This is a genomic window from Heyndrickxia oleronia (assembly GCF_017809215.1).
GTDB lineage: Bacteria > Bacillota > Bacilli > Bacillales > Bacillaceae_C > Heyndrickxia > Heyndrickxia oleronia.
On sequence record NZ_CP065424.1, the window covers coordinates 4710238 to 4722045 of the forward strand.

Genomic DNA, 11808 nt, shown 5'->3' on the forward strand with positions numbered 1-11808 from the left:
TTCTAAATTCTACATTATATAATGGAGAACAAACTATTGAGGGGTGATATGATGAATATTGAGGATATATATGGGAAATTCCCTACTTTCGAAACTGAACGATTAATCTTAAGAAAAATATCATTAGATGACCTTGAAGATATTTTTGCATATGGTTCAAATGATGAAGTATCTAAATATGTAACTTGGGACACACACCGTACATTATCAGACACCAAGCAATTTATTGAATTTGTGCTAAACAAGTATGCGGAAAAACAGGTATCACCGTGGGCAATTGAATATAAAGATAATGGTCGGATGATTGGAACCATTGATTTTGTCTTATGGAATCCAACCCATCAAACTGCAGAAATTGGATATGTATTACATCAGGATTACTGGGGCGAGGGAATAACAGCTGAAGCAGCGAAAGAATTAATCAAATTTGGATTTGATAAAATGGATTTAATCCGTATCCAAGCAAGATGCTTTACTGAAAACATCGGCTCAAAACGTGTGATGGAAAAGATCGGTATGTCCTATGAGGGAACATTACGAAAAGCAGTATTTATTAAAGAAAAGCACTGGGATTTAAAAGTATTTTCCATTCTGAAGGAGGAGTTTGAAGAAAGGTATCTTTTAAAGCAAAAGAAGGTATATGATAGATAAGCAGCTTGGGTAACAAGCTGCTCTGTTTTTATCCTAATTATTTATTATTTCTTATTCCTAACTTCACCTAATAAATAATTTACAAACTCATCATCTTTAACAAGCCAAGCAGCTTCACTTCTCTTTAAATGTTTCTCTGCATCCTCAAAGCTTGTAAATGCGTGTTCCGTTTTTCTTTTATTTTTCTCAATGACCCATTGCTCATTTTCTTTATAAAGGAAGAAGATGTCTGCCTTATGGTTTCTATACATAGATCCAAGATCAGACCCCTTAAGATTATGACGATTTCGTTGTGCATCCTCATGAAGTGGTTCTAAATGAAAGGTGTTAGTAACAAACTGTTTATACGCTTCTTCATTTAATGAGCAGCCAGAGGCTTTGGCATGCCCTCCACCACCAAAATGTCCAGCCACTTCAGATACATCCACATGTTCATGAATCGTTCGAAATCCTACACGCTTTGCCCCTATATTTAAAATCACAATAAAATCAAGGTGTGGATATTCTTTCCCTAATTCATTTCCTAGTTCAGAGTGATAGGATTCTGCATAAACTATCCCTGCATAATGTTCTCCGACTTTTGTTTGCACCAGTTCTCGTCTTTTTCTACGAATATAGCGTTCAATCTTATGCTCTTCCATTTCTAAAAGCTTTGTCTCAAACTCATCAAAGTCAAAATGGTCATCCTCTTGAAGACGTTGAAGCATTTTTTCTTCAAATTCATCGATGGAAATTAAGAAAAATAGAGCATTCAAACGTTGTGCTTGTTGATTATCATTTTTCTCCCATTCCCATGTATCGTATTGTCTTATAAGCTCCACAAATTCGGCAATTGCGTTCGTGGGCTCTAAATATTGATGAGAAACAAGGTATTCATATAATAAAGAAGTTGCAGAAGTTAATTTCCCCTCTTCATCCTCAACGACTACATGTCCCCATGAATACTCATTGAAATGCAACGCAGTTTTATGATGATCAATTAATTGGACCTTGCCCCCTTCCTGTACATATGAAGCCAATCCTTTTTCATTCTCTTCATTTACAGATAGGTCTGTTATAAATAAATATGTATCTTTATCATCATTCCCTAAAAATGATTCCACTTCCCGATTAAGATTTGAAATAGAATTATAGCGAACACTGATTTTATCACCAAAGGCAAGCTTCCCTAAAATGCCACAGCCTACTCCGTCTAAATCATTATGTGATAATAGTTTATACATGAACTTCACCTCAAATATAGTATGGATAAAAATAAGAAATTTATTGAAAGGTCGATATAAACTTTAGTATAGCAGGCATTTGCTGGATTAAAAAACCCGATCATTATAGTTGATAGGATTGAACCATGTATGATCCTTCTATTAAAGGAGTATCTTATTGTTCCATCCGATTACATCAAGAGGTTAATAAGAGTAGAATAGAGAATAATGACCACATGAAAAAAGCCTAGATTTCAAAGAAATCCAGGTTTTTTCATTTAGCTCTATCTCTATACGGACAAAATAACCTTACTGTTTCAAGGCTTTTATAAACACTGAATCTGCTATATGCCCAAATTTATTAGAAGGTTTGTATGCCCATTATCAGATCGAAATAACGCTTTTTCACATATAACGTCCATTCTATTCCTCTAGCACGTCTATTCGATCCCTCTCCTACTTACGAAAATTTTCCTGATACCATTTCGCTGCATTCATCACTTCAGCTTCCGTTAATTGGTGGCCATAATTTTCCCAAAAAAGTGTAACGGTTGCTCCATTTTGCTCTAAGATTTCCTTTAGTTCTTCTGTCTCAGCCATTTTAATTAATGGATCATTCACACCTGCTCCGATGAATACTGGAAGCTGATCCATCGATGGGATATCCAAGTCTCTTCTCGGTACCATTGGATGGAAGAGTACAACTCCTTTTAAAGCCTCTTCAAAATAAAATAGAAGACTTCCTGCAATATTTGCGCCATTTGAATACCCTACTGCAACGATGTTTTGGCGATCAAATCCATATTCTACTGAAGCATTATTTAAAAAATCATTTAGTTCCTTTGTCCTAAGCTCCAAATCATCTAGGTCAAAGACCCCTTCACTTAAACGTTTAAAAAATCGAGGCATTCCATGTTCCAGAACATTTCCTCTGACACTTAAAACTGATGCATCTGGATCAATCATTTCAGCTATTTGGAGTAAGGAGTGTTCATTCCCACCTGTTCCGTGTAGTAATAATAGGACTGGCTTGGATGCATCCTTACCTTTTTGAAAATAGTGCTTCATTTCTCATTCCTCCTATTTTTTTCTATGTGTATTGGTGGCAAGGTCGCCTCAAGTTGTTGACGATATCCTTCATATCTTGCAGGGAGCATTAAATGTTCACCAAGCTGTTCCCTAGGCTCATCTATTGCAAATCCCGGTGGATCTGTTGCAATTTCAAACAATATTCCTCCAAATTCTCTGAAATAGACTGCATTGAAATAATTTCGATCTTGAACAGGAGTTACTTGATAGCCAGCTGTTGGCAAATACTTTTGCCATTCCAATTGCTCGTTATCATCCTTTGTTCTCCAAGCAATATGATGGACCGTTCCTACCCCCATTGATCCTCTACCTGTAGTCGTTAATTTAATGTCGATTACATTTCCAATATCAGCTATTGAACGATAGCGAATATATTCTCCTTCTTCTCCAACCTTCTCCAAGCCCATATGCTCTTCTAATAAATTCATTGTTTTATTAGGCGCCCCAGAAAATAAAGTAGCACCAGCAAACCCTTTAATCGCTACATCTGTTGAAATATCATCCATTTCCCATTCACTTTTCTTACCTTCTTTTCTCTCAACAATTTCTAAGATTAATCCGTGGGGATCATTAAAAAGGATAGACTCCTCTTCAAAACGAACAACTGTATCAAAATGGATATCATTTTGTGTCAATCGGTTTTTCCAAAAAGAAAGGGCTCCCTCTGGAACTGCATAGGCAGTAACCCCCACTTGACCATCACCTATTCGGCCTTTATAAGCGTTTATCCAAGGGAAAAAAGTAATAATGGTTCCTGGGTGTCCGGCTTCATCCCCAAAATAAAGATGATACGTGCCCGGATCATCAAAATTCACTGTCTTCTTTACCAATCTTAAACCTAAAATTTCTGAATAAAAATGGACATTTTCCTGTGGATCACCGACGATCGCAGTAATATGATGGATACCTACACTTTGCATATGCCATCCTCCTTTTTTCTATTATGATCTATTACATTTATTAAAAATCATCTTCAATCAAAATATCTCGAATTCGAGATAATTATAAATGAATTTCCTTCTTTCGTCAAATGCCCATTTTTCACATAGTTCTTTTTTAGACAGAAAAGAATCTTTTACATGGCTAAAAAAAAGAGAGAATATCCAAAATGGATTCCCTCTTTACGCGTCATATCGGTCTATTAATGAATTTAATTGTGAACTTACTTTACTTAAATGATTAGCAGAATTTGAAATATGATTAATCATATTATTCTGTTCTTCAATGGTTGCTGTGATTTCCTCAACCGATGCAGCAGCTTGTTGTGACACACTTGAAACACTATGAATAGCTGTCATTATACTTTGATTTTGTTCGGTGATATTTTGAAGTTCATCATTTAATTGATCAATCGCTTGAATCGTCTGGGTAACAGCATTAGAAATAGATGTAAACTCTTTTTCTGTCGCCTTCACTGCTTCATCAAGCTGTTGCGTATGGGTGATTGTTTCAGACATTGCCAGAACCGTCTTTTCTGTTTCTTGCTCGATACCATGGATCATTTCTTGAATTTGCTTGGTCGCCTCATTGGATTGCTCGGCTAATTTCCGCACCTCACTAGCCACTACCGCGAATCCTTTTCCATGTTCTCCTGCTCTAGCTGCCTCAATACTAGCATTTAATGCCAATAAATTGGTTTCTGCCGAAATACTATTAATCGTTTCTGTAATTCTGGAAATATCCAATGTTTTATTATAAAGGCTTGTAATACCAACACTAATTTCCTCTGAAGCTTTTAATGATTGTTCGTTAGACTTTTTCAACTCTATTACAATCTCTGCTCCCTTTTTAGTTGCTTCCTCAGAGTTTGCTGTTACCTCTTTAATTTTTTGATTGTGGAGATTCATTGTCTCAATTGATTGATTTAAGCTTTCAACTCGAAAACTTGTATTTTCTAGGTCTAATGCTTGATTTTGGACACCTATCGCAATTTCATTTATCCCTTTACCAATCTCTATGCTACCGTTAGAGGTCACTTCTGAAATGGCAGAAAGTTCGGCGGCGGATTCAATTACTTGTCCGCTCACTTCGTTTAATTTTTTCATTAATACCCCTGATTCTTGAGTTAGGTTATTTAAGGCAAGATGAATCTGTTCTATTTCGTCTACGGATTGAGTCTCTTTCGACCCAGTTACCAACCCTTTTGATAGAATTACTGAAAGCTCAGCAGATTTTTTTAGTAATGCAAACTTTTTTCGAAAAACCATCGTGAATATACCAATATTCAATAAGACAGCAATAATACCTGAACTAAGTAAGAGAATTAGGTGGTTAAGAGATTGCTCGAACAAGTAAAATTGGCATACTCCAATGATTAATCCCATCAATAAAATCAGTAAACTATTAAATAGCAATAATTTGGCAAACATACTATTTTTCTTCATCTATGCCCCTCTTTCCTATAATCCCCATTTAATGAAAACGCTTTTAGTATTATAGTATCATATAAACAACTAGTCCTAAAGACTTATTTAAACATAAAAAACAGGATTGTCTTCTTCTTGAGACAATCCTGTTTTTTTCCTATTAGGCGTTCTTTAAGGTTGCTTTTATACTATTATATACTTCATTCCACAGGTTTGTATTTTCAGTAAACGCCTGTGTAATTTTTTTATATACTTCTTTTTGCTCAGCTTCGAACGATTCATCCTCTTTAGGTGGCAAAGCAGATCGTAATTCCATAACGAACTCTTGAACTTTTGGAGCCCGTGGTCCCCAGACAGCTTTTTCTTCTCCATTTTTATCAATAAAGATAAAAATTGGAATTGATCGAGACGTTCCATTCGTTAGATATTGATCCATTAATTCTAAATTTTGATCCCGTAAAATCATTCGTGTTTCAATACCTGTAGCCTCCGCAATTTTTAAAAGGATTGGAGTATTCATCATCGCATCTCCACACCAGTCCTCAGTAATGACAATTGCCCGAAGCTCTTTCGCTTTTACATCTTGAAAGAATGATTGATCTTCCACTGCAACTGAAAACTGATCATAAACTGATTGTAAATTTTCTTTATGTACCTTCATCGAGTCAATAAAATCCTTTGCAGGAATTCCTTTTTCAAACCATTCGTTTAAAGTAGTCACTTTAATCACTCCTTACTCTTAATAGTTTTAAAATAGCATAGAAAGAAAAATATTTCATTTTTAAGTTCATATATATTATTAGTTTAGCCATATTCACTAAAATCTGCTATTAACTAATTTGCTCAAAACTTTTTATAATATTTCTGCTTTTTACTTTCATATAGTGCTCCTTGCAAAAATAACCTAACAATTTATCTGTCTTCCAATCATATATAGGAAGCACCTGATCAATCTCTTTCCCTACTTTTCGCAAACAATATGAGCAAGTATTTTTGAAATCTATGTAAGTTTGGCACATTGTTGTTCACACCTTTACCATTTAGTTGCCCAATGAACTATACCCAGATTTCCAACAAAAAAAACTAAGGACAAATTTGTCCTTAGCTATTTTACTTCTTATTTAATTCTTGAACTAATAGCTTATTCACTAATGGAGGATTGGCTTGGCCCTTTGTAGCTTTCATAATTTGTCCAACTAAATAGCCAACAGCTTTCGCCTTACCATTTTTGAAATCATCAATGGATTGTTGATTGTTCGCTAATACTTCATCAATAATCTTTAATAAAGCACCCTCGTCTGAGATTTGAACAAGGCCTTTTTCTTTTACGATTTGTTCTGGATCTCCACCATTTTCGATTAGTTCTTTAAAAACGGTTTTGGCAATCTTCGAAGAAATAGTTCCATTCTCAATTAACTTAATCATTCCAGCAAGTCCTTCTGGAGTTAACTGTACGTCTCCTAATTCTTTTTGCTCTGCATTTAAGTAAGCAGACAATTCCCCCATAATCCAGTTTGAGGCTTGCTTCGCCTCTCCACCAGTTGCAACTGTTGCTTCAAAGAAATCTGCCATTTCCTTCGTCACAGTTAAAACATTGGCATCATATGCAGGCAATCCTAGTTCTTCAACATAACGCTTCTTCCGTGCATCAGGTAATTCTGGAATTTCAGAACGTACTTTTTCCATCCACTCTTCATCAATAAAGATAGAGACTAGATCTGGCTCTGGGAAGTAACGATAATCATCTGAACCTTCTTTAACACGCATCAATAATGTTTTTCCAGTTGCTTCATCGAAGCGGCGTGTTTCTTGTTCAATTACACCACCTGAGGATACCACTTCAATTTGACGTTTTTCTTCATATTCCAAGCCTTTACGAACAAAGTTAAAGGAGTTTAAATTTTTCAATTCCGTTTTCGTACCGAACTCCTCTTGGCCAACAGGTCGGATCGAAATATTCGCATCGCAGCGTAGTGAACCCTCTTCCATTTTACAATCGGATACATCTGTATATTGAATAATGGATTTTAGTTTTTCCAAATAAGCATATGCTTCATCAGGTGTCCGGATATCTGGTTCGGAAACAATCTCAATTAGTGGAGTCCCTTGACGGTTTAAGTCAACAAGAGAATAACCATCTTCTGAGTGAATTAGTTTTCCTGCGTCCTCCTCCAAATGAATCCGGGTAATTCCGATTTTCTTCTTCTGTCCATTCACCTCAATCTCAATCCAACCGTGCTCACCAATTGGTTTATCAAATTGAGAGATTTGATAAGCCTTTGGATTGTCGGGATAAAAATAGTTTTTTCGGTCAAACTTAGTCTCTTGAGCGATCTGACAATTCAGTGCCATTGCCGCTTTCATCCCAAATTCAACCACACGCTTATTCATAACAGGTAATACTCCTGGATACCCTAAATCAACAACAGTTGTGTTCGTATTGGGCTCAGCACCAAAGTGAGCAGGTGCGGAAGAAAAGATTTTGGAATCTGTTTTTAACTCAACATGGACCTCAAGTCCAATAACTGTTTCAAAGTTCATTTTTTTCACCCCTTACAGCTGTGGTTTTTCTGTATGATAATTCGTTGCTTGTTCAAACGCATGTGCCACGCGATATACAGTTGCTTCGTCAAAGTGTTTTCCGATGATTTGTAAGCCTAATGGTAGACCACCTTCGAATCCACAAGGAATTGAGATTCCTGGTACACCCGCAAGGTTCACAGGAATGGTTAAAAGGTCGTTTGCATACATTGTTAATGGATCCTCTGTATTTTCACCAATTTTAAATGCAGGAGTTGGTGTTGTAGGTCCAATAATGACATCATATTTTTCGAAGACCTTTTCAAAGTCGTTTTTAATTAATGTCCGCACTTGCTGAGCTTTTTTATAATAAGCATCATAATAACCAGAACTTAATGCAAAGGTTCCAAGCATAATTCGACGCTTCACTTCTTCACCAAAACCTTCGGAACGGGATTTTTTATATAATTCCATTAGGTTCTTTGCATTCGGTGAACGATATCCATAACGTACTCCATCAAAACGGGCAAGGTTTGATGATGCTTCAGAAGAAGATAAAATATAGTAAGCGGCTGTCGCATATTTTGAATGTGGCAAGCTAACCTCTTCCCAAGTTGCACCTAAGCCTTCTAGTACCTTCAATGCATTTAAAACCGATTGACGGACCTCTTCATTTACGCCTTCGCCGATATATTCTTTTGGTACAGCGATTTTCATGCCCTTAATGTCACCTGTTAAGCTTTGAACAAAATTTGGCACATCAATATTGGCAGATGTTGAATCATGTGGATCCACACCAGAAATCGCTTGTAAAAGATAAGCATTATCCTCAACATTTCTAGTAATCGGGCCAATTTGATCAAGCGATGACGCAAATGCAACTAAACCAAATCGGGAGACTCTACCATATGTTGGTTTTAATCCGACTACACCACAAAAAGCTGCTGGCTGTCTAATCGAACCACCCGTATCCGAACCTAATGAAAAAGGAACTTCTCCTGCTGCGACTGCGGCTGCAGAGCCACCAGATGATCCACCCGGTACAGCATTTAAATTCCAAGGGTTAAAGGTTTTTTGAAAACCAGAGTTTTCATTCGATGATCCCATAGCAAATTCATCCATATTCAATTTTCCTATTGTGATCGTACCAGCGTTATGTAATTTGTCCATAACTGTAGCATTATAAATAGGGTCAAAATTTTCGAGGATTTTACTAGCGCATGTAGTTCGAAGACCTTTTGTGACGATATTATCCTTAATTCCAATTGGCATTCCGAAGAGAGGGTGCTTTGATTCTTCAGAACCAAGAGCTTCATCTAATTGTTTCGCTTTTTCACGAGCTGTTTCTTCATCTAATGTAAGAAAAGCTTGTACCTTTCCATCCACTTGTTGTATAGTTTGATAGGATTCTTCAACTAATTCAGAAACCTTAACTTCTTTTTTATGTAAAAGTTCATGTAACTCAGAGATTTTATGATCAAATAAAGCCAACTCTAACCCTCCTATTCTATAATTGATGGCACTCGAAATTGTCCATCTTTTTGGTCAGGGGCATTTTTTAATACTTCTTCTCGGGATAGCCCTGGTTTTGCTTTGTCCTCCCGAAGAACATTACGAATATCTAACACATGGGAAGTCGGCTCCACATTTGTTGTATCTACTTCATTTAATGACTCTGCAAGACTAATAATATCATCTAATTGCTTCGTAAATTTCTCAATTTGCTCTTCATCGAATTCCAGCCTCGCCAGATTAGCAACGTGATTTACCTGTTCCTTTGTAATTCTAGACATTTCCTTCACCTCCGAATGAAAATCATACACCTATTAATATAGTTACAATATTATTGATAATAGCAGAATGGCTTGTATATAGGCAAGGGTATAAGCCAGATATTAAGTGAATATTTGATTATTACGTCATTCTAATCCCTTTGTGTTTTTTTGAGCACTTCTTGAAATACATTTTTTTGGCTCATCATTTTAAGAATGTGTTCCACGCATACTCTTGGATACATTTTGCTTTGGTTTCTCCTAAAATGTGTTTCACTCCCTCTCTTGGACACACATTTTCCTCACTTTTTTCTTATAATGTGTTTCAAGCTCTCTTTTGGACACACATTCTCCTCCATTTTCTCTTATAATGTGTTTCATCCGTTCCCTTGGACACACATTCTCCTCAGGTTTCTCTTATAATGTGTTTCAGCTCCTCTATTGGGCACACATTCTCCTCAGGTTTCTCTTATAATGTGTTTCAGCTCCTCTATTGGACACACATTCTGCTCCGGTTTCTCTTAAAATGTGTTTCACACTCTCTCTTGGACACACATTCTCCTCCGGTTTCTCTTATAATGTGTTTCACACTCTCTCTTGGACACACATTTTCCTCTGGTTTCTCCTAAAATGTGTTTCAGCTCCTCTATTGGACACACATTCCCCTCCGGTTTCTCTTATAATGTGTTTCACACTCTCTCTTGGACACACATTCTCCTCCGGTTTCTCTTATAATGTGTTTCAACTCCTCTCTTTTGGACACACATTCCGCTCTGTTTTCTCCTAAAATGTGCCTCACTCCTCTCTCTGATACAGATGTTTGTACCATTCACTCCTACAATGCGCATCAAAGAATGGACAAAAAAATATCTTCCCATCTATAGTGAGAAGATATTTTTAAGGATTACCTATTGATAAACTGCTCAACTTCGGTGGAACCCTTTAATGCTGTTGTAGATGAGGTGCCTCCTGTAATTACCATTGATACTTCATCAAAGTATCCAGTTCCTACTTCCCTCTGATGTCTTGTAGCAGTGTATCCATGAACTTCATTTGCAAATTCTGCTTCTTGTAGCTCAGAATAGGCGGCCATCCCTCTTTCTTTATACCCCTTTGCTAATTCGAACATACTGTTATTTAGCGAATGGAACCCTGCAAGTGTGACGAATTGAAATTTATAACCCATTTTTCCAAGCTCTTGTTGAAACGTGGCAATCGATTTTTCATCTAACTTCTTTTTCCAATTAAAGGATGGCGAGCAATTATAGGCTAACAGCTTCCCTGGGAATTGTTTATGAATGGCTGCTGCAAAACGTCTTGCCTCTTCTACATTAGGTTCGGATGTTTCACACCAGACAAGATCTGCATATGGGGCATATGCTAAGCCACGTGCAATTGCTTGATCTAGGCCTGCTTTTGTACGATAAAATCCTTCCGCCGTTCGCTCTCCAGTTATAAATGGAGCATCATATGGATCTACATCACTAGTAATCAAATCTGCCGCATTCGCATCTGTTCTTGCGATAATCAGAGTTGGAACACCAAGAACATCAGCCGCAAGCCGTGCGGAGATTAGATTTTTCACTGCAGTTTGGGTAGGCAGTAACACCTTTCCTCCTAGATGGCCACACTTTTTCTCAGATGATAATTGATCCTCAAAGTGCACGGCTGCTGCCCCCGCTTCAATCATGGATTTCATTAACTCAAAAACATTAAGCTGTCCACCAAACCCAGCTTCTGCATCAGCAACAATCGGTGCAAACCAATCAATCGAATGATCCCCTTCTATATGATGAATTTGATCGGCTCTTTGTAAAGCTTGGTTTATACGCTTTACTACATGTGGAACACTGTTCGCTGGATACAAACTTTGATCAGGATACATCTGTCCGGATAAATTAGCATCTGCTGCCACTTGCCATCCACTTAAATAGATGGCCTTTAAACCTGCCTTCACCTGTTGAACGGCTTGATTCCCGGTTAATGCCCCTAACGCATGAACATATTCTTCTTCATGGAGAAGCTGCCATAGTTTTTCCGCACCAAGGCGTGCCAATGTGTGCTCAATTTCAATAGATCCTCGAAGCTTCAGAACATCCTCTGCAGTATAAGGACGCTTAATTCCTTTCCAACGTTCTTCAAGCTCCCATGCATCCTGTAGCTGTATGATCTTTTCGTTATTCATTAATTTCTCCTCCTAATCTATTA

Annotated in this window: 10 protein-coding genes; 1 reads left to right on the forward strand and 9 read right to left on the reverse strand. The window is 37.1% G+C overall.

Features of this window, described 5'->3' with window-relative positions:
- Positions 1–51: 51 nt before the first annotated feature.
- Positions 52–651: a GNAT family N-acetyltransferase gene (locus I5818_RS23645; protein ID WP_078109462.1), complete on the forward strand. Its 600-nt coding sequence runs from the start codon at positions 52–54 to the stop codon at positions 649–651.
- Between the two features lie 44 nt (positions 652–695).
- Here I5818_RS23645 and I5818_RS23650 read toward each other — a convergent pair whose 3' ends face one another.
- From I5818_RS23650 to aceA, 9 genes are all read right to left on the reverse strand, one after another.
- A complete protein-coding gene (locus tag I5818_RS23650) occupies positions 696–1874 on the reverse strand; it encodes a DHH family phosphoesterase (RefSeq protein ID WP_058004499.1) in 1179 nt (392 codons plus the stop codon).
- Between the two features lie 435 nt (positions 1875–2309).
- Entirely contained in the window at positions 2310–2921 is a 612-nt protein-coding gene (locus tag I5818_RS23655) for an alpha/beta hydrolase (protein ID WP_071977433.1), read from the reverse strand.
- On the reverse strand, positions 2918–3862 hold the full coding sequence (locus I5818_RS23660) for a ring-cleaving dioxygenase (RefSeq protein ID WP_058004498.1): 945 nt from the start codon (positions 3860–3862) through the stop codon (positions 2918–2920). Before I5818_RS23660 ends, I5818_RS23655 begins: the two co-directional genes overlap by 4 nt.
- 201 nt (positions 3863–4063) lie before the next feature.
- Positions 4064–5326, reverse strand: coding sequence for a methyl-accepting chemotaxis protein (locus I5818_RS23665; protein WP_078109461.1), 1263 nt, complete (start codon positions 5324–5326; stop codon positions 4064–4066).
- Positions 5327–5468: 142 nt separating this feature from the next.
- Positions 5469–6029 carry a thioredoxin family protein gene (locus I5818_RS23670; RefSeq protein WP_235849550.1) on the reverse strand — a complete coding sequence of 187 codons (561 nt, stop codon included), beginning with the start codon at positions 6027–6029 and terminating at the stop codon, positions 5469–5471.
- Between the two features lie 389 nt (positions 6030–6418).
- On the reverse strand, positions 6419–7849 hold the full coding sequence (gene gatB, locus I5818_RS23675) for an Asp-tRNA(Asn)/Glu-tRNA(Gln) amidotransferase subunit GatB (protein WP_058004495.1): 1431 nt from the start codon (positions 7847–7849) through the stop codon (positions 6419–6421).
- Positions 7850–7861: 12 nt separating this feature from the next.
- Entirely contained in the window at positions 7862–9319 is a 1458-nt protein-coding gene (gene gatA, locus I5818_RS23680) for an Asp-tRNA(Asn)/Glu-tRNA(Gln) amidotransferase subunit GatA (RefSeq protein WP_058004494.1), read from the reverse strand.
- An 11-nt stretch (positions 9320–9330) separates the two neighbouring features.
- A complete protein-coding gene (gene gatC, locus I5818_RS23685) occupies positions 9331–9621 on the reverse strand; it encodes an Asp-tRNA(Asn)/Glu-tRNA(Gln) amidotransferase subunit GatC (RefSeq protein WP_071977431.1) in 291 nt (96 codons plus the stop codon).
- Positions 9622–10504: 883 nt separating this feature from the next.
- Positions 10505–11785, reverse strand: a complete 1281-nt coding sequence (aceA, locus tag I5818_RS23690; protein WP_071977430.1) for an isocitrate lyase — start codon at positions 11783–11785, stop codon at positions 10505–10507.
- Positions 11786–11808: the final 23 nt, after the last annotated feature.

Bases quoted from the DNA above. Each gene is read 5' to 3' on its own strand.
- I5818_RS23645 (WP_078109462.1), top strand. From the start codon at position 52: ATGAATATTGAGGATATATATGGGAAATTCCCTACTTTCGAAACTGAA.
- I5818_RS23650 (WP_058004499.1), bottom strand. From the start codon at position 1,874: ATGTATAAACTATTATCACATAATGATTTAGACGGAGTAGGCTGTGGC.
- I5818_RS23655 (WP_071977433.1), bottom strand. From the start codon at position 2,921: ATGAAGCACTATTTTCAAAAAGGTAAGGATGCATCCAAGCCAGTCCTA.
- I5818_RS23660 (WP_058004498.1), bottom strand. From the start codon at position 3,862: ATGCAAAGTGTAGGTATCCATCATATTACTGCGATCGTCGGTGATCCA.
- I5818_RS23665 (WP_078109461.1), bottom strand. From the start codon at position 5,326: ATGAAGAAAAATAGTATGTTTGCCAAATTATTGCTATTTAATAGTTTA.
- gatB (WP_058004495.1), bottom strand. From the start codon at position 7,849: ATGAACTTTGAAACAGTTATTGGACTTGAGGTCCATGTTGAGTTAAAA.
- gatC (WP_071977431.1), bottom strand. From the start codon at position 9,621: ATGTCTAGAATTACAAAGGAACAGGTAAATCACGTTGCTAATCTGGCG.
- aceA (WP_071977430.1), bottom strand. From the start codon at position 11,785: ATGAATAACGAAAAGATCATACAGCTACAGGATGCATGGGAGCTTGAA.